This is a genomic window from Streptomyces sp. MCA2 (assembly GCF_023544705.1).
In the GTDB taxonomy this organism is placed as follows: domain Bacteria; phylum Actinomycetota; class Actinomycetes; order Streptomycetales; family Streptomycetaceae; genus Streptomyces; species Streptomyces decoyicus.
In genome coordinates this window covers 100,871-118,487 of record NZ_JAMJFM010000006.1, presented here as the reverse complement: position 1 = coordinate 118,487, position 17,617 = coordinate 100,871, and the positions used below count along the sequence as shown (strand labels likewise).

Annotated in this window: 12 protein-coding genes; 3 read left to right on the top strand and 9 right to left on the bottom strand. The window is 68.1% G+C overall.

Going from position 1 to position 17,617, the window contains the following annotated elements; translation table 11 throughout:
* Positions 1-151 precede the first annotated feature (151 nt).
* Complete coding sequence (dop, locus tag M8I34_RS06970) at positions 152-1,663, bottom strand: depupylase/deamidase Dop (RefSeq protein WP_250048401.1); 1,512 nt, start codon at positions 1,661-1,663, stop codon at positions 152-154.
* Between the two features lie 276 nt (positions 1,664-1,939).
* The gene (gene arc / locus M8I34_RS06965; RefSeq protein WP_250048400.1) at positions 1,940-3,706 is read right to left on the bottom strand and encodes a proteasome ATPase; all 1,767 of its coding nucleotides are present in this window, start codon (positions 3,704-3,706) and stop codon (positions 1,940-1,942) included.
* Between the two features lie 249 nt (positions 3,707-3,955).
* Between arc and M8I34_RS06960 the strand changes: the two genes are divergently transcribed.
* Positions 3,956-4,249 carry a ferredoxin gene (locus M8I34_RS06960; RefSeq protein ID WP_244415845.1) on the top strand — a complete coding sequence of 98 codons (294 nt, stop codon included), beginning with the start codon at positions 3,956-3,958 and terminating at the stop codon, positions 4,247-4,249.
* A gap of 45 nt (positions 4,250-4,294) precedes the next feature.
* On the opposite strand, the gene M8I34_RS06955 is transcribed toward M8I34_RS06960, so the two are convergent.
* The 3 genes from M8I34_RS06955 to M8I34_RS06945 form a co-directional block, all read right to left on the bottom strand.
* On the bottom strand, positions 4,295-4,873 hold the full coding sequence (locus tag M8I34_RS06955) for a hypothetical protein (protein WP_250048478.1): 579 nt from the start codon (positions 4,871-4,873) through the stop codon (positions 4,295-4,297).
* Between the two features lie 202 nt (positions 4,874-5,075).
* Positions 5,076-6,002: a tRNA (adenine-N1)-methyltransferase gene (locus M8I34_RS06950; protein WP_030987012.1), complete on the bottom strand. Its 927-nt coding sequence runs from the start codon at positions 6,000-6,002 to the stop codon at positions 5,076-5,078.
* 170 nt (positions 6,003-6,172) lie between these two features.
* Complete coding sequence (locus tag M8I34_RS06945; protein ID WP_250048399.1) at positions 6,173-7,438, bottom strand: site-2 protease family protein; 1,266 nt, start codon at positions 7,436-7,438, stop codon at positions 6,173-6,175.
* 174 nt (positions 7,439-7,612) lie between these two features.
* Here M8I34_RS06945 and M8I34_RS06940 point away from each other — a divergent pair, with 174 nt between their 5' ends.
* Positions 7,613-8,563: a RecB family exonuclease gene (locus tag M8I34_RS06940; protein ID WP_374210866.1), complete on the top strand. Its 951-nt coding sequence runs from the start codon at positions 7,613-7,615 to the stop codon at positions 8,561-8,563.
* A 38-nt stretch (positions 8,564-8,601) separates the two neighbouring features.
* Complete coding sequence (locus tag M8I34_RS06935) at positions 8,602-9,273, top strand: response regulator transcription factor (RefSeq protein WP_020929992.1); 672 nt, start codon at positions 8,602-8,604, stop codon at positions 9,271-9,273.
* 115 nt (positions 9,274-9,388) lie between these two features.
* Here the strand turns inward: M8I34_RS06935 and M8I34_RS06930 are convergent, their stop codons facing one another.
* The 4 genes from M8I34_RS06930 to metH all read right to left on the bottom strand — a co-directional run bounded on the left by M8I34_RS06930 (position 9,389) and on the right by metH (position 17,526).
* Positions 9,389-10,987, bottom strand: coding sequence for an ABC transporter substrate-binding protein (locus tag M8I34_RS06930; RefSeq protein WP_250048398.1), 1,599 nt, complete (start codon positions 10,985-10,987; stop codon positions 9,389-9,391).
* Positions 10,988-11,076: 89 nt separating this feature from the next.
* On the bottom strand, positions 11,077-12,684 hold the full coding sequence (locus M8I34_RS06925) for an ABC transporter substrate-binding protein (protein ID WP_250048397.1): 1,608 nt from the start codon (positions 12,682-12,684) through the stop codon (positions 11,077-11,079).
* A 375-nt stretch (positions 12,685-13,059) separates the two neighbouring features.
* The gene (locus M8I34_RS06920; RefSeq protein ID WP_250048396.1) at positions 13,060-13,761 is read right to left on the bottom strand and encodes an HAD family phosphatase; all 702 of its coding nucleotides are present in this window, start codon (positions 13,759-13,761) and stop codon (positions 13,060-13,062) included.
* 255 nt (positions 13,762-14,016) lie between these two features.
* The gene (gene metH / locus M8I34_RS06915; RefSeq protein WP_250048395.1) at positions 14,017-17,526 is read right to left on the bottom strand and encodes a methionine synthase; all 3,510 of its coding nucleotides are present in this window, start codon (positions 17,524-17,526) and stop codon (positions 14,017-14,019) included.
* Between the last annotated feature and the right edge of the window lie 91 nt (positions 17,527-17,617).

Genomic DNA, 17,617 nt, shown 5'->3' with positions numbered 1-17,617 from the left:
CTTCAAGATCCGACCCTACAAGCAGGGTCCGACATCGGCCCTGCACTTGCTGCAACGCCCGGGAGTCACCTCGATGATTCCCGCCCCGCGACGATTTCAGCCGTGGATCGGCTGTGCATCCCGACAAATTCTGTCGTGCACCTGCTGAAACTCAGCGGCCGGACAGTGTCCTCACCAGCTCCTCCGCGGTCCGGCAGCGGTCAAGGAGCTCCTTGACGTGCTTACGGGTCCCCCGCAGCGGCTCCAGTGTGGGAACCCGTTGCAGGGAGTCACGACCGGGCAGGTCGAAGATGACCGAATCCCATGAAGCGGCCGCGACATCGTCCGCGTACTGCTCCAGGCAGCGGCCACGGAAATAGGCCCTGGTGTCCTCTGGAGGCTTCTGCTCGGCCCGCTCGACCTGTGGCTCGTCCAGGAGGCGCTGCATCTTGCCGCGTGCCGCCAGACGGTTGTACAGGCCCTTGTCGGGCCGTACGTCGGCGTACTGGAGGTCGATGAGGTGCAGCCGCGCCGCGTCCCAGTCCAGGCCGTCGCGGCGCCGGTAGCCCTCCATCAGCTCGCGCTTGGCGACCCAGTCCAGCTCGCCGGACAGGCTCATCGGATCGTTCTCCAGCCGGCCGAGCACGTCCTCCCACCTGGTCAGGACGTCCTTGGTCTGGTCGTCCGCATCCGCTCCGTAACGGTCCTCGACGTATTTGCGGGCCAGCTCGAAGTACTCCATCTGGAGCTGTACGGCGGTGAGCGTGCGGCCGCTGCGGAGCGTGATCAGGTGTTGCAGGGTGGGGTCGTGCGAGACCTGGTGGAGGGTGCGGACGGGCTGGTCGATGGCCAGGTCGACGGCGATGAAGCCGTCCTCGATCATGGAGAGCACCAGGGAGGTGGTGCCCAGCTTCAGATACGTCGAGATCTCGGAGAGGTTCGCGTCCCCGATGATCACGTGCAGCCGGCGGTACTTCTCCGCGTCCGCGTGCGGTTCGTCGCGGGTGTTGATGATGGGCCGTTTGAGGGTCGTCTCCAGGCCGACCTCCACCTCGAAGTAGTCGGCGCGCTGGCTGAGCTGGAAGCCGTGCTCATGGCCGTCCTGGCCGATACCGACCCGGCCGGCGCCGGTGACCACCTGGCGGGAGACGAAGAACGGCGTCAGGTGCCGCACGATGTCCGAGAAGGGGGTCTCCCGCTTCATCAGGTAGTTCTCGTGCGTGCCGTAGGAGGCGCCCTTGTTGTCGGTGTTGTTCTTGTAGAGGTGGATGGGCTGGGCGCCGGGGACCTGGGCGGCCCGTTCGGCGGCCTCGGCCATGATCCGCTCGCCGGCCTTGTCCCAGAGGACGGCGTCCCACGGATTGGTGACCTCGGGGGCACTGTATTCGGGGTGGGCATGGTCGACGTAGAGCCTGGCGCCGTTCGTGAGGATCACGTTCGCCAGGCCGATGTCCTCGTCCGTGAGCTGGCTGGCGTCCGCGTTTTCGCGTGCGAGGTCGAAGCCGCGGGCGTCCCGCAGCGGGTTCTCCTCCTCGAAATCCCAGCGGGCACGGCGTGCCCGGTGCATCGCGGCCGCGTAGGCGTTGACGACCTGGGACGAGGTGAGCATGGCATTGGCGTTCGGGTGGCCGGGGACGGAGATCCCGTACTCCGTCTCGATTCCCATTACTCGCCGTACGGTCATGCGGCCCTCCTTGCCCGGCGGCGCCCCCTGATGGGGTCGGCGCTCAAGTACCGCTGTGCTTCCGGTCCGTGTGCGTGCCCCACGCCCGCACAGCGTGACGCAGCGGTACCGAAGAGCCTAGAACGCCTTTGCGGCGCTGGGGAGATCATTACAGTCATTGCTCCAGTCCGGTTTTTCCTGGTCCACCGCGCCCTTATGAGGTGCGGCTCTGGCGCCCCCGGAAAAGCATCCGGCTGCGGACGCCCCGTGCAGGACATCCGCAGCCGGAGAGCGGTGTTACAGGTATTGGCCGGTATTCGCCACCGTGTCGATGGAGCGACCGGTGTCCGCGCCCTGCTTTCCGGTGACGAGCGTGCGGATGTATACGATCCGCTCGCCCTTCTTTCCGGAGATCCGGGCCCAGTCGTCCGGGTTGGTGGTGTTGGGCAGGTCCTCGTTCTCCTTGAACTCGTCCACGCATGCCTGGAGGAGGTGGGAGACCCGAAGCCCCTTCTGATTGTGTTCGAGGAAGGCCTTGATGGCCATCTTCTTCGCGCGTCCTACGATGTTTTCGATCATCGCACCGGAGTTGAAGTCCTTGAAGTAGAGGACTTCCTTGTCACCATTGGCGTAGGTGACCTCCAGGAAGCGATTTTCCTCGGATTCCGCATACATCTGCTCGACGACGGATTGAATCATTCCGCTTACTGCGGCCTTCCGCGAGTCGCCGTGTTCGGCGAGGTCGTCGGAGTGCAGCGGGAGCCTTTCGGTGAGGTACTTCGAGAAGATGTCCTTGGCGGCTTCCGCGTCCGGACGCTCGATCTTGATTTTCACGTCGAGGCGGCCCGGGCGCAGGATCGCCGGGTCGATCATGTCCTCACGGTTCGAGGCGCCGATCACGATCACGTTTTCGAGACCCTCGACACCGTCGATCTCGGAGAGCAGCTGCGGGACGATGGTGTTCTCCACGTCCGAGCTGACGCCGGATCCGCGGGTGCGGAAGAGGGAGTCCATCTCGTCGAAGAAGACGATGACGGGGGTGCCCTCGCTCGCCTTTTCCCTGGCGCGCTGGAAGACCAGCCGGATGTGCCGCTCCGTCTCACCGACGTACTTGTTGAGCAGCTCGGGGCCCTTGATGTTGAGGAAGAAGCTCTTCCCCGCGGGCTGCCCGGTCACCTCGGCGACCTTCTTGGCGAGAGAGTTGGCGACCGCCTTGGCGATGAGAGTCTTGCCGCAGCCCGGCGGGCCGTAGAGCAAGACGCCCTTGGGCGGGCGGAGTTCGTGCTCCTTGAAGAGGTCGGGGTAGAGGTACGGAAGCTCGACCGCATCCCGGATCAGTTCGATCTGGCCGCCCAGACCGCCGATCTTGGTGTAGTCGATGTCCGGAACCTCTTCGAGGACGAGTTCCTCGACCTCGCTCTTCGGGATGACTTCGTAGACGTAGCCGGAACGGGGTTCGAGCAGCAGGGCGTCGCCGGGGCGGATGGTGATGTCCAGCAGCGGCTCGGCGAGCCTCACCACCCGTTCCTCGTCGGTGTGCCCGATCACCAGGGCGCGCTCGCCGTCCTCGAGGATCTCCTTGAGGGTGACGATGTCGCCGGCGCTCTCGTACGCCATGGCCTCGACCACGTTGAGCGCTTCATTGAGCATGACCTCTTGGCCGCGCCTGAGGTCCTCGGTCTCCACGCTGGGACTGACATTCACCCGGAGTTTTCTGCCTCCGGTGAAAATGTCGACGGTGTCGTCCTCGTTCGACTGTAGGAAGACACCGAAGCCGGCCGGCGGCTGCGCGAGCCGGTCGACCTCCTCTTTGAGCGCGACGATCTGGTCGCGCGCCTCGCGGAGAGTATTGGCGAGACGCTCGTTCTGCGCCGAGACGCCGGCCAGGTTGGTCTGGAGCTCGACGATCCGCTCTTCGAGAATCCTCGTGTGACGCGGAGAGTCGGCGAGCTTGCGTCGCAGGACGGCGATCTCCTGCTCGAGATAGGCAACCTGACCGGCGGGATCTTCAGACCCTCGCCCCGGCCGGATGCCGCGGTTGATGTCGTCGTCGTGGGCTGCCACGGTCCTCACCTCCTCCAAGGAGCTGGACGCTTCCTGACCCTACCTGGGCCGGTGCAGGTTGAAACCCCTAGATCGAAAAGACTGTCGGGGCGTGTCCGATCTTCACCCTTGCGCACGTCCTCACGCCAAGGGGATACCCACCCAACAACATCGGAAAGCGAGCGGTTGTATCGTCGAGTCGGTCAACACCCGTCAGGGCTGGCGCCACTTAGGCAAAAACGGTTCACGTACGCAGGAACGGCAGGCGAGATGACCGCGCAGGACGAAGCCCCAGAGCTGGAAGTGTGGATCGACCAGGATCTGTGCACCGGGGACGGCATCTGTGCGCAGTACGCGCCGGAGGTCTTCGAGCTCGACATCGACGGGCTGGCTTATGTGAAGAGCGACGACGACGAGCTGCTCCAGGACAAGGGCGCGACAACGCCCGTCCCGCTGAAGCTGCTCGCTGACGTGCGGGACTCCGCGAAGGAGTGCCCCGGGGACTGCATCCACGTCCGCCGCGTCAAGGACCTCGTCGAGGTCTACGGCCCGGACGCGGAGTAGCCGGCGCGGCGCGGAACGCGCCGGCCGGCCACATCGTGTGACGGGTCACACACCCCTGGTGCCCATCGCGGCGGGGAGTTCGCTCTGAACGAACTTCCCGCCCTTCCATTGCCACTTGACGCTCTTGTGCACGTCCGGGCAGCAGCGCGGAACGTCGAGCGTGGAGTAGCCCAGGAGTGCCGCTGAGATCGCGCCATCCTTGATGATGAGGGTTTGGACGCTGCGCTGCCGGGCGGGCGTGAGGAGTGTCGCCACGATCCGGGGCGCGGCCCCGGCGTCGGACGGCTGCGCGAGGACGTAGACGCCGCTGGGGGGCGTGCCGGTCCCGCTGTGGCAGCGGACCACCGCGACCGTCTCGGTCGTCCCGTCACCGTCGAGGTCGCCCGAGGCCTTCTTCACCACGTCGAGGCGGTTGGGGCCGCAGTCGACCGGAAAGGTCACCTTGTCCGGGTCGGGGGCGGCCGCGGAGTGCTGCCCGGCCGCAGCGGCCGCGGGGGAGGTCGTGGCCTTGGCGTCGGGGGGCTGGAGGAGGGACGCGGCCGCGACGACCGCCGAGATGGCGGTGGCGGTGGCGAGCCAGTGCATGGGGCGCGGCTGGGTGTGCAAAAGGTCCTGGCCTGCCATGGGCTGCACGCGGGGTAACTCCTGTGAAGTGCTGTACCGGTGGGAGTGCCCAGCATCGTTCCACAGGAGGATGCGGCAAGGAACCGGCCGGGCCGGAGTTTTCCGTGCAGATCCGGTGGTGGAAACGAAGGAGCGCCGCCGGCGGTTCCCGGCGGGGAACTCGTCGGCGGCGCCTGGTGGTTCGGTGGCCGGTTCCGGACGGTCAGCCGCGCTCGGCCGAGCCGCCTCCGGAGGCTGCCGCCTGGTCCTTGCCGGGCCCTGTGTAGTCCTCGCCGTAGGCGCCCTTGGCGGGGCGGCGGCGGCGCAGCGGGGGCTCGACACCGTCGGCGAGGCGGCGGGCGGTCAGCAGGAAGCCGGTGTGGCCGATCATGCGGTGGTCGGGGCGGACGGCGAGGCCCTCGACGTGCCAGGTGCGGACCATGGTTTCCCAGGCCGACGGCTCGTTGAAGGTGCCGTGCTCGCGGATCGCCTCGACGGTGCGGGCCATCTGCGTCGTCGTGGCGACGTAGGCGCAGAGGATGCCGCCGGGGACCAGGGCCTTGGAGACGGCCTCCAGGCACTCCCAGGGGGCGAGCATGTCGAGGATGACCCGGTCGACGTCGGCGTCGGAGAGGTTGTCCTGGAGGTCACCGACGGTGAGCGTCCATGCGGGGTGCGGACCGCCGAAGTAGCGCTCGACGTTCTGCGTGGCGATCTCGGCGAAGTCGGCGCGGCGCTCGTAGGAGTGCAGCATGCCGTCGTCGCCGATGGCGCGCAGCAGGAAGCTGCTGAGCGAGCCGGAGCCCACACCTGCCTCGACGACGCGGGCGCCGGGGAAGATGTCGGCCATCGCCAGGATCTGCCCCGCGTCCTTGGGGTAGACCACGGCGGCACCGCGGGGCATGGACAGGACATAGTCGGGGAGCAGCGGGCGCAGCGCGAGGTAGGCGACGTTCCCGGTGGTACGGACAACACTGCCTTCGGGAGCACCGATCAGCTCGTCGTGGGGGAAAGCTCCCTTGTGGGTGTGGAAGCTTTTTCCCTCTTCGAGCGTGAAGGTGTAGTGGCGTCCCTTGGGATCGGTGAGCTGGACCTGGTCCCCGACCTTGAAGGGCCCGCGACGGCGGGCGGCACCGGTCGGTTCGGACATGTGACCAGCCTACCGGCCCGTCGGGACGCCGCGGACCAGTGGGCAGGGCGAGTGAGCCGAGAGGGGCGTGCCGGGTCGGGAGCACGAGCGCAGGCCCCGACGGAGGAGGGGCCCAGCACGGCCGCTCTCCTGACACCGCTTCGGCACCCCCGGAGGCGAACCGAGCCCGGCTAAGCAGTCTTACGGGCCATGGCGGAGACGAAGGCCCGCTCGACGTCGGCGGTGGACAGCACGCCGTAGATCTCGCCGGTCTCCTCGACGACGAGGTATTCGGTGGCGGGGGTGGCGCGCAGGTACTCCAAGAGGTCTTCTCCGGCGAATTCGGCGGAGACCCGCATGCCTTCCTTGAGGTCCTGGGCGAGGGTGCCCACGGCGACCCAGGGGCGGCGGTGGTCGGGGACCCCGACGATGGCGGCCTCGCGGACGAGGGCGGTGGGGGTGCCCTGGCGGTCGACGACGACCAGGGCGCGGGCGCCGGCGTCGTTGGCGCGGCGCAGCGCCTCGGAGAGCGGGGTGTCGGTCTCGACGGGGACGGCGCGCCGGGTCAGGGTGCGGGCGGTGAGGTCGGGGAGGCGTTCCCGTAGCCGGGCCATGCGCAGGCTGTTGCCGGCGCCGGTCCAGATGATGGCGGCGAGGATCGCGGCGAGCAGGGCGTCGGTGAGCGAGTCGGCGCCGCCGATCTCGGGCCGGGCGTTGCCGAGGGCGCCGGTGTGGGTGAGCAGCGGCAGTCCGATGAGGACGGTGACGGCGAGCGCGCGGCCGACCCAGGCGGCGGCGATGGTGCCGCTCATGGGCTTGCCGGTGATCTTCCAGACGAGGGCGCGCAGCATCCGGCCGCCGTCCAGGGGGAGGCCGGGCAGCAGGTTGAAGATCGCCACGATGAGGTTGGAGATCATCAGGCCGGCGACCAGGACGCCGGGGACGGTGTTGGGCTCGACCAGCTGCATAGCGGCGTAGAAGACCCCGGCGAGGGCGAGGGAGAGCAGCGGGCCGACGAAGGCGAGGACGAATTCCCTGCCGGGGGTCTCGGTCTCCTTCTCGATCTCCGAGACGCCGCCGAAGAACTGGAGCTGGATGCGGCGTACGGGGAGCTTGAAGCGCAGCGCGGCCACGGTGTGGGCCAGTTCGTGGACCAGCACCGAGGCGTAGAAGGCGACCGCGAAGAAGAGCGACACGAGGTAGCGGGCGGCGCCCAGCTCGGGAAGTACGCGCTCCAGCTGTCCGCCGAAGACCCAGGTGATCAGGGCGGCGACGAGGAACCAGCTGGGGGCGACGTAGACGGGCACGCCGAAGGGACGGCCCATCAGGATGCCGCCGCCGCTGCCCTTCCTCTTGCCGGGCGGTGGTGTCCTGGGCTCCTTGCCGGGCTCGGGCGGCTCGGGCGGCTGGGACCGCACGGACTCCTCGGGGTCCTGCGACTTCCCGCTCTCGTCCACGGCGTCCCCTCATCGAATACGGCTTTCGCCCCTGCTCGGCCTGATATCTCGATCATGCAGGGCGCAGGGGTCCGGCGTCGATGGTATGCGGAGTGCCCCGGCCCGTTCCGCTGCGGGGCCCTTGCGCGATGACCCGTCCGCGCTTGTCAGTGGCGGGCCGTAGGGTTTTGTGGCATGGGATGGAGCACGGAGCAGGCCGGGGCGGGCATTCAGAGCGGGGAGGGCGGGTCCGGCATGGAGACTGCCGGGGCGGAGACGCAGGTGGGGGAGCCGGCGCGGGCGCCGGTGGCGCTGTCGCCGTCGCGGGCGAGCGACTTCATGCAGTGTCCGCTGCTGTACCGCTTCCGGGTGATCGACAGACTGCCGGAGAAGCCGAGCGCGGCGGCGACGCGCGGCACGGTCGTGCATGCGGTGCTGGAGCGGCTCTTCGACGCTCCGGCGGCGGAGCGTACGGCCGTCGGGGCGCGCGCGATGGTCCCGGGCGAGTGGGAGAAGCTGCTCGCCAAGCGGCCGGAGCTGGCGGAGCTGTTCGCCGGGGACGCGGAGGGTGAGCGGCTGGCGCAGTGGCTGGCGGAGGCCGAGGCGCTGGTGGAGCGGTGGTTCTCGCTGGAGGATCCGACGCGGCTGGAGCCGGCGGACCGTGAACTGTATGTCGAGACGGTGCTGGATTCGGGGCTCCGGCTGCGGGGGTTCATCGACCGGGTGGATGTCGCGCCGACGGGCGAGGTGCGGATCGTCGACTACAAGACCGGCAAGGCGCCGCGGCCGCAGTTCGCCGAGGGCGCGCTGTTCCAGATGAAGTTCTATGCGCTGGTGATGTGGCGGCTGCGCGGTGTGGTGCCGCGGCGGCTCCAGCTGGTCTATCTGGGCAGCGGCGATGTGGTGACGTACGACCCGGGTGAGGCCGATCTGCGGGGCGTGGAGCGGAAGTTGCTGGCGCTGTGGGAGGCGATCCGGCTGGCGACGGCGACGGGCGACTGGCGGCCGCGGCCGACGAAGCTGTGCGGCTGGTGCGACCACCAGGCGCACTGTCCGGAATTCGGCGGCACTCCCCCGGTGTATCCGCTCCAGGTGCGCCCGGCGGACGGTGGTGTGGTGCCGCAGGGCAGAATGGGGGAAATCTAGGCGCTGATCGCCCGGACAGGCCTATCAAAGGAGAGCTCGTGGCCATCCGCGTCCTGCTGGTCGACGACCAGCCCCTGCTGCGTACGGGATTCCGGATGATTCTGGAGGCGGAGCAGGATCTGGCGGTCGTCGGGGAGGCCGGTGACGGTCTTCAGGCGCTGGAGCAGGTGCGGGCGCTGCAACCCGATGTGGTGCTGATGGACATCCGGATGCCCCGGATGGACGGCGTCGAGGCGACCCGGCAGATCACGGGCCCGGCGAAGGACGGCCCGGCGAAGGTGCTGGTGCTGACGACCTTCGATCTGGACGAGTATGTCGTCGAGGCGCTGCGGGCGGGGGCGAGCGGCTTCCTGCTCAAGGACGCGCCGGCCAATGAACTGGTGCAGGCGATCCGTGTGGTGGCGGGCGGCGAGGCGATGCTCGCGCCGAGCATCACGCGCCGGCTGCTGGACAAGTACGCGGGGCATCTGCCGTCGGGCGAGGAGCCGGTTCCGGACACACTGCACACCCTCACCGAGCGCGAGGTGGAGGTGCTGAAGCTGGTGGCGCGCGGGCTGTCGAATGCGGAGATCGCCGCGGATCTGTTCGTGAGCGAGACGACGGTGAAGACGCATGTGGGGCATGTGCTGACGAAGCTGGGGCTGCGCGACCGGGTGCAGGCGGCGGTGTACGCATACGAGAGCGGGCTGGTGCGCCCCGGCGCGCAGTAGCCGGCGAGGGCCCTGACGGCCCGGCAGACGGACGACGGCGGGGCTCCCGGGATTTCCCGGGAGCCCCGCCGTCGTGGTGAAAGGAGCCGGTCAGGCCTCCGCTTCGGCGCCGGGGTCAGGCGTCGGTGGCCTTGCTGATCTCCCAGAACCGGAAGACGGTCGAGGAGTCCAGCGTCCATTCCAGACCGGAGATGCCGTCGCGGGCCACCGCGTACTGCTTGCCCTGCCAGATCGGGATCATCGGCACGTCCTCCGCGACGATCTTCTGGAGCTCCCGGAACTGGGCCTTGGTGGCGCCGCGGTTCGGCTGGTCGGCCGTCTTGGGCAGCAGATGGCCGGTGATGGTGGGCGAGCTGTAGTTGTTGGCCACCACGCTGTCCTTGCCGAAGAACGGCGCGGTGAAGTTGTCGGGGTCCGGATAGTCGGGGATCCAGCCCTTGACGTAGACGCCGAACTTGCCGTCGGCCATGCCCTTCTCGTACTCCTTGGTGGGCAGGGTGCGCACCTTGGCGTCGAACAGACCGCTGTGGTTGAGCTGTTGGGCGATTTCCTCGAAGGCCGGGACGGTGCCGGGGCCGTAGCGGTCGGGGGTGGCCCACAGCGTGAGCGGCACCTTGCCGTTGAGGCCGGCGGAGCGCAGCGCGTCCTTCGCCTTGTTGGGCTTGGGGCGGTCACCGTAGGTGTCGAAGAAGGAGGTGCTGTGGCCGGTGATGCCGGCCGGGACGATGGAGTACAGCGGCACCGCGGTGCGCTGGTAGACGTCCCGGACGAGGGAGGAGCGGTCCAGGAGGTAGGCGATCGCCTTCCGGACGCCCGGCTTGCCGGCGACCGGGTCCTTGAGGTTGAACACCAGGTGCATGACCTCGGCGCTGGCGCCCTCCACGACCTGGGTGCCGTGCTGCTGCTCGAGGGAGGCGTTGTCCAGCGCCGCGATGTCCTTCATGGCCAGTCCGCGGTAGGCGACATCGACATCGCCGCCCTCGACGGCCTTCTTGAGCTTGTCGGCGGCGTTGAAGAACTTCACGGTCATACCGGAGTTCTTGACCTTGGCCGGGCCCTTGTAGGAGCCGTTGACGGCGAAGACGGCCTTCTGGGAGCTGTAGTCCTTGAGGGTGTAGACGCCGGAGCCGACGGCCTTGCCGTCGGTGCGCAGCCGGTCCGCGGGGTACTCGGCGTGGTCGACGATGGAGCCGGCGCCCGAGGCAATCTTCATGGGGAAGGTCGCGTCGGGCGACTTCAGCCGGAAGACCACGGTCTTGGCGTCCGGCGCCTCGACCTTGTCCAGCGCGGAGAACATCACGGCGGGGCCGTTCACGTCCTTGATGCGCCGGGTGCGGTCGAAGGAGTACTTGACGTCCTTGGAGGTCAGCTTGTCACCGTTGCTGAAGGTGAGGCCGTCCTTCAGGGTGCAGCGGTAGACCTTGCTCTCCCCGTCGGTGAACCCGCAGCGCTCGGCGGCTTCCGGCTCGGGGGTGGTGCCTCCCTTGGGGAAGCTCAGCAGGGACTGGAAGACGTTGTTGAACAACAGCCAGGAGCCGGGCTCGTATCCGGCCGCGGGGTCGGTGGACACGACCTTGTCCGTCATTCCCATGACCACGGGCACGCCGTTGCCGGCCGCTCCCGAGTCGTCCGTGCCGCACCCTGCGACCGCGAGCAGAGCTGTTGCCAGCCCCGCTCCGATCGGGGCGGCCAGCCACTGGTCACGCTTCCTCACTAAACGGTCCTCACGTTCTGGGTGGTGCCTGTCGGGCCGCGGCGGGGTGGCCGCGGCGGGTGTGTACTGCATGGGCCGCGTCCGCGGGCTCAGTCGGCGACGCCGCGGCTGAGCTCCCAGATCTGGAGCGAGGAGGAGGAGTTGAGGGCCCACTCGATGCCCGTGACGTCGTCGCGGGCGACGACGTACTGCTTGCCCTGCCACAGCGGGAGGAGCGGTACGTCATCGGCGATGATGTCCTGCGCCTGCTTGAAGTTGGCCGCGGCGGCGTTGCGGTCGGACTGCTGCCGGCTGTCCGGGATCAGCTGCGACTCGATCTTGGTGTTGCGGTAGGGGGAGCCGAGGAAGTTCTGCTTGCCGATGAACGGCGCGATGTAGTTGTCCGGGTCCGGGATGTCGGCGAACCAGCCCATGTTGTAGACGCTGTACTTGCCGTCCAGGGCGTCGGTGCGGAACTGCTGCCAGCTGTCGACGCCCTTGACGTCGATGTCGAACAGCTTGGTGCTGTTGAGCTGGCTCGCCAGCGCGCGGACTTCCTTGCCGGTGCTGGAGCCGTAGTGGTTCGTGGTGTAGGTGAGCGTGAACTTCACCGGGGTGTTGATGTTCGCCTGCTGGAGCGTCTTGCGGGCGGCGGTGGCGCTGGGGTTCCCGTACTTGGAGAAGAACGAGTTGATGTGACCGGTGAGGCCGGTGGGAACCATCGAGTAGAGCGGGTCGCCGGTGTAGGAGTAGACGTCGCGCACCAGCTCCGAGCGGTTGACGATCTGCGCCATCGCCTTCCGCACGGCCTTGTTGGAGACGGCCGGGTCCTTGGTGTTGAAGGCGAGGTAACGGATCTCCTGGCCCGGCATCTCCTGGAGCATGAGGTGCTCGTCGCGGGCGTTCTCCAGGCCCTTGATCTGGTCGGGCGACAGCCCGCGGTACATCAGGTCGACGCTCCCCTTGCGCAGCGCCGTCTCCGTGGCCTGGGAGTTGACGAAGAAACGCATCTCGACCTTGTCGTTCTTCACGTTCACCCCGCCCTTGTAGGTGGGGTTCTTGGTGAAGGTGGCCTTGGTGATGTGGTTGTTCCTGCGCTCCGTCTTGAGGGTGTACGGACCGGAGCCGACCACGTCGAAGCCGCTGTAGAGGCGGCCCTTCGGGTACACGGCGCCGTCGACGATGGCCGCCGCGGGCGTGGCCAGCTTCTGCGGGAACGTGGCGTCCGGCTTGGTGAGGTGGAAGACCACCTCGGTGTCGCTGGGCGCCTCGACCTTGTCGATGTCGTTGAGCAGCGACACCGGGCCGTTGGTGTTGTTGATGGTCCGCATACGGTCGATGGAGAACTTGACGTCCTGCGCCGTCAGAGCATGACCGTTCGAAAACTTCAGGCCACTGCGCAGCTTGCAGCGGTACTGCTCGTTCTGGGTGTCGCGGAACCCGCAGGACTCGGCGGCCTCGGGCACCGGCGCGGTGCCGGTTCTGGGCAGCCGCATCAGCGTCTGGAGGGTGCCGCGCAGCATGTTCCACGCGTCGACGTCATAGGCCTGCGCCGGGTCGAGCGGCGCGGGCGCCGCCTTGGTCGCCTCGATCTGGGTGGCGACTCCCACGACGATCGGATCGCCGCCTTCGCCCGCACCGTCCGTGCTGCCACAGGCGGCGAGAACGGGGGCGAGGAGACCGGCCAGCGCCGGCAGCACCAGGGTCTTGCGATTCATCGTGGGCAGGTTCCTTATCAGCGCAGAGGTGTTGCTCGCGTCGACATTAGTAGGAACGGCCAGCCGCTCTCAGACAGAAAGGAGTTGTATCGATATGGCGCGTGGATAACGACAGCTGGGCGATCGATATCCGGACGGTGGAACGATTCGCGCGTTGCTCCACCAATCCGGACACTTACCCCCGCCGAAGACCCCCGAGACACCCCCTGGACCACCCATGGGGCCCGCTGTCGACGGCCCGGCACGTGAGAAACGTCACGCATTCAAGGACCCGGGGCGATGCAGAAATTCAGTCATCGCATTCGTCACGGAAAATGAGCGGGCCGCTCCCCTCGGTTCCGGACGGCTTTCTCCGAACCACGCTCAGTGCACGGCTCAACGGCTTTCCGTGATGAGCGTTCGGAGAAATGACAGATCCACTTCTTCCAGCGAACGCACGATCGTGCGCCCCACGGACGGCGGGATCGGCGTCACCGAGGGCACCGCCACGACCGGGCAGCCCGCCGCCTCACCTGCGGTCACACCGGTCAGTGTGTCCTCGATGACCGCACAGCACGCCGGGTCGGCCCCCAGCCGCGCGGCAGCCGTCAGATACGGGTCCGGGTGCGGTTTGGTGCGCTCCAGGTCGTCGCCCGCCAGGGTCAGCCGGAAGTTCTCCGGGCCCAGCGAATGCAGCATCTGGTCGACGATGGCGCGGTGCGAGGCGGAGACCAGCGCGGCCGGCACCCCGTGCGCGGCCAGTTCGGCCAGCAGCCTGCGGGCGCCCGGCATGAGGGGGACGCCGCGCCGGATCCGGGCGAGGAAGGCGGCATTGAGGAGCACGCTGAGCTCGGTCAGGCTGATGTCGACGCCGGTGGCTTGAATCAGATACCCGGCACTGCGGGTCATCGGGCCGCCGACCACGACTTCGCGGTGGGTGTCGTCGAGGATGTGGCCGAGTTCGGCAAAGACCTCCGCCTCCGCCTCCCACCAGAAACCCTCGGTGTCGACGAGGGTGCCGTCCAGATCCAGGAATACGGCTTGGAGGGTCGCGGCTTCGGCCGTTCGGGTGCCGACTACGGGGATGCTGCTGGTCATCCATCCACCTCCGTTACGACGTCCCCGAAGGGACGAAAGGGCCGGTCGCCATCCCCGGCTGGGGAAACGACCGGCCACTACCGGACCGATAAGTGTACGACGATACGGGCCGAAATGCGTCCTGGCAGAGGTCGGCGGTGTCCTGGGGCCCTTGCGGGCGGCCCTGAGCCGCTCATGCGGGATCACCGAGTGTCACCGACCGTCACGGCGATCCGGCCGGGGCGATCTGCGGGTCGCCCCGGCCGGGTGCAGCGGCTACCGCGCGTTGAAGTACTTGGCCTCCGGGTGGTGGATCACGATGGCGTCGGTGGACTGCTCGGGGTGGAGCTGGAACTCCTCGGAGAGCTCGACACCGATCCGCTCCGGCTGAAGCAGGTCGGCGATCTTGGCACGGTCCTCCAGGTCGGGGCAGGCGCCGTAGCCCAGCGAGAAGCGCGCGCCGCGGTACTTGAGCGCGAACATGTCCTCGACATCGGCCGGGTCCTCACCCGCGAAGCCCAGCTCCGCGCGGACCCGGGCGTGCCAGTACTCGGCGAGCGCTTCGGCCAACTGGACGGACAGGCCGTGGAGTTCGAGGTAGTCGCGGTAGGAGTTGGCTTCGAAGAGTTCGGCGGTGGCGCCGCCGATCCTGGAGCCGACGGTGACGACCTGGAGGCCGACGACGTCGGTTTCGCCGGTCTCCTCGGGGCGGAAGTAGTCGGCCAGGCACAGGCGCCGGCCGCGGCGCTGGCGGGGGAAGGTGAAGCGGGTGCGCTCGGTGCCGTCCTCGTGGAGCAGGATCAGGTCCTCGCCCTTGGACACGCACGGGAAGTAACCGTGTACGACGGCCGCTTCGAGGAGGTTCTCGGTCTGGAGCTTGTCGAGCCAGCCGCGCAGCCGCGGGCGCCCCTCGGTCTCCACCAGCTCCTCGTACGTCGGACCGTCACCCGTGCGGGCCTGCTTGAGGCCCCACTGCCCCTTGAAGAGGGCGCCCTCGTCCAGCCAGGACGCGTAGTCGGCGAGCTGGATGCCCTTGACGACGCGGGTCCCCCAGAACGGCGGTTCCGGGACCGGGTTGTCGATGGCGACGTCGGAGCGCACCGCGCCCTCCGGCTCCTCGACCTCCAGCACGGCCGTGTCCCGCTTGGGCACCCGGCGCTGCTTGAGTTCGGGGAGGGTGGCGCCGGGCACGCCGCGCTTGACGGCGATCAGGGCGTCCATCAGACGCAGGCCCTCGAACGCGTCGCGGGCATAGCGGACCTCGCCCTCGTAGATCTCGTGGAGGTCCTGCTCGACGTAGGCGCGGGTCAGCGCGGCGCCGCCGAGGATGACGGGGAAGTCGGCCGCCATCTTGCGCTGGTTGAGCTCTTCGAGGTTCTCCTTCATGATCACTGTGGACTTGACCAGGAGACCGGACATGCCGATGACGTCGGCGCGGTGTTCCTCGGCGGCTTCCAGGATCGCCGAGACCGGCTGCTTGATACCGAGGTTGACGACGTTGTAGCCGTTGTTGGACAGGATGATGTCGACGAGGTTCTTGCCGATGTCATGGACGTCACCACGGACGGTGGCCAGCACGATCGTGCCCTTGCCCTCGTCGTCGGACTTCTCCATGTGCGGCTCCAGATGGGCCACCGCGGTCTTCATGACCTCGGCGGACTGGAGCACGAACGGCAGCTGCATCTGCCCGGAGCCGAACAGCTCACCGACGACCTTCATGCCCTCCAGGAGGGTGTCGTTGACGATCTCGAGCGCGGGCCGTTCTTGCAGCGCCTCGTCGAGATCCGCCTCCAGGCCGTTCTTCTCCCCGTCGATGATGCGCCGCTGGAGGCGCTCGTCCAGGGGCAGCGCGAGGAGTTCCTCGGCCCGGCCGGCCTTCATCGACTTGGTGTTGACGCCCTCGAACAGCTCCATCAGCTTCTGGAGCGGGTCATAGCCCTCGCTGCGCCGGTCGTAGACGAGGTCGAGGGCGGCCTTGACCTGCTCCTCCTCCAGCCGCGCGATCGGCAGGATCTTGCTCGCGTGCACGATCGCCGAGTCCAGACCGGCCTTGACGCACTCGTCCAGGAACACGGAGTTGAGAACGATCCGCGCGGCCGGGTTCAGACCGAAGGAGATGTTCGACAGACCCAGCGTCGTCTGGACATCCGGGTGACGCTTCTTCAGCTCACGGATCGCCTCGATGGTGGCGATACCGTCCTTGCGCGACTCCTCCTGACCCGTGCAGATCGTGAAGGTCAGACAGTCGATGAGGATGTCCGATTCGTGGATACCCCAGTTACCGGTCAGATCGGCGATCAGCCGCTCGGCGATGGCGACCTTGTGCTCGACGGTACGGGCCTGGCCCTCCTCGTCGATGGTCAGCGCGATCAGCGCCGCGCCGTGCTCGGCCGCCAGCTCGGTGACCTTCGCGAAGCGGGACTCGGGTCCGTCGCCGTCCTCGTAGTTGACGGAGTTGATGACCGCACGGCCGCCGAGCTTCTCCAGACCGGCCTGGATGACGTTCAGCTCCGTGGAGTCCAGCACGATCGGCAGCGTCGAGGCGGTCGCGAACCGGCCGGCCAGCTCCTCCATGTCCGCCACACCGTCACGGCCCACATAATCGACACACAGGTCGAGCAGGTGCGCACCCTCACGGATCTGGTCCCGGGCCATCTCCACACAGTCGTCCCAGCGGCCCTCCAGCATCGCCTCACGGAACTTCTTCGACCCGTTGGCATTGGTCCGCTCACCGATCGCCAGATACGACGTGTCCTGACGGAACGGCACCGTCTGGTAGAGGGAGGCGGCGCCCGGCTCGGGGCGCGGCTCACGAACCGGCGGGGCGATGCCGCGCACCCGCTCGACGACCTGCCGCAGGTGCTCCGGCGTGGTGCCACAGCACCCGCCCACCAGCGACAGCCCGTACTCCGCAACGAAGGTCTCCTGCGCGTCGGCCAGCTCACCGGCCGTCAGCGGGTAATGCGCACCGTTCTTGCCCAGCACCGGGAGTCCGGCGTTGGGCATACAGGCCAGCGGGATGCGCGAGTGGCGGGCGAGGTAGCGCAGGTGCTCGCTCATCTCGGCCGGGCCGGTGGCGCAGTTCAGGCCGATCATGTCGATGCCCAGCGGCTCCAGCGCCGTCAGCGCCGCGCCGATCTCCGACCCCAGCAGCATCGTGCCGGTCGTCTCGACGGTGACCGAGCAGATCACCGGGAGGTTGCTGCCGGTGGCCTTCAGGGCGCGGCGGGCACCGAGGATGGCGGCCTTGGTCTGGAGCAGGTCCTGCGTGGTCTCCACCAGCAGCGCGTCCGCACCGCCGGCGATCATGCCCTCGGCGTTCTGCTGATAGGCGTCGCGCAGCGTCACATACGGGGCGTGGCCCAGCGTCGGCAGCTTCGTGCCCGGACCCATCGACCCCAGCACATAGCGCTGCTGACCGGTCGAGGCGGTGAACTCGTCCGCCACCTCGCGGGCCAGCCGGGCACCGGACTCGGACAGCTCGAAGACCCGCTCGGGAATGTCGTACTCGGCAAGCGCCGCGAAATTCGCACCGAAGGTATTGGTCTCGACGCAGTCGACGCCGACCGCGAAGTACTCCTCGTGCACCGAACGCACGATGTCCGGCCGGGTGACATTGAGGATCTCGTTGCAGCCCTCCAGCTGCTGGAAGTCCTCCATGGACGGATCCTGCGCCTGCAACATGGTGCCCATCGCACCGTCCGCGACGACCACCCGCGAGGCCAGGGCCTCACGGAACGATTCGACGCGGGTCGTGCTGATGGGCGATGGCGTGTTCGAGGCCATGGAGATGCTCCCGTGGTTGCGACGGCTGTCGGCTTTGCACCCTCCGGGAGAGGGCGCACCCGGCCAGCGTAGCTGCCGGTTCGGTACACGT

What these genes read in the sequence shown, in the direction of transcription:
- dop (WP_250048401.1), bottom strand. Translation starts at nt 1,663, where the DNA reads ATGACCGTACGGCGAGTAATGGGAATCGAGACGGAGTACGGGATCTCC.
- M8I34_RS06960 (WP_244415845.1), top strand. Translation starts at nt 3,956, where the DNA reads ATGACCGCGCAGGACGAAGCCCCAGAGCTGGAAGTGTGGATCGACCAG.
- M8I34_RS06955 (WP_250048478.1), bottom strand. Translation starts at nt 4,873, where the DNA reads ATGGCAGGCCAGGACCTTTTGCACACCCAGCCGCGCCCCATGCACTGG.
- M8I34_RS06950 (WP_030987012.1), bottom strand. Translation starts at nt 6,002, where the DNA reads ATGTCCGAACCGACCGGTGCCGCCCGCCGTCGCGGGCCCTTCAAGGTC.
- M8I34_RS06940 (WP_374210866.1), top strand. Translation starts at nt 7,613, where the DNA reads ATGGGATGGAGCACGGAGCAGGCCGGGGCGGGCATTCAGAGCGGGGAG.
- M8I34_RS06925 (WP_250048397.1), bottom strand. Translation starts at nt 12,684, where the DNA reads ATGAATCGCAAGACCCTGGTGCTGCCGGCGCTGGCCGGTCTCCTCGCC.
- M8I34_RS06920 (WP_250048396.1), bottom strand. Translation starts at nt 13,761, where the DNA reads ATGACCAGCAGCATCCCCGTAGTCGGCACCCGAACGGCCGAAGCCGCG.
- metH (WP_250048395.1), bottom strand. Translation starts at nt 17,526, where the DNA reads ATGGCCTCGAACACGCCATCGCCCATCAGCACGACCCGCGTCGAATCG.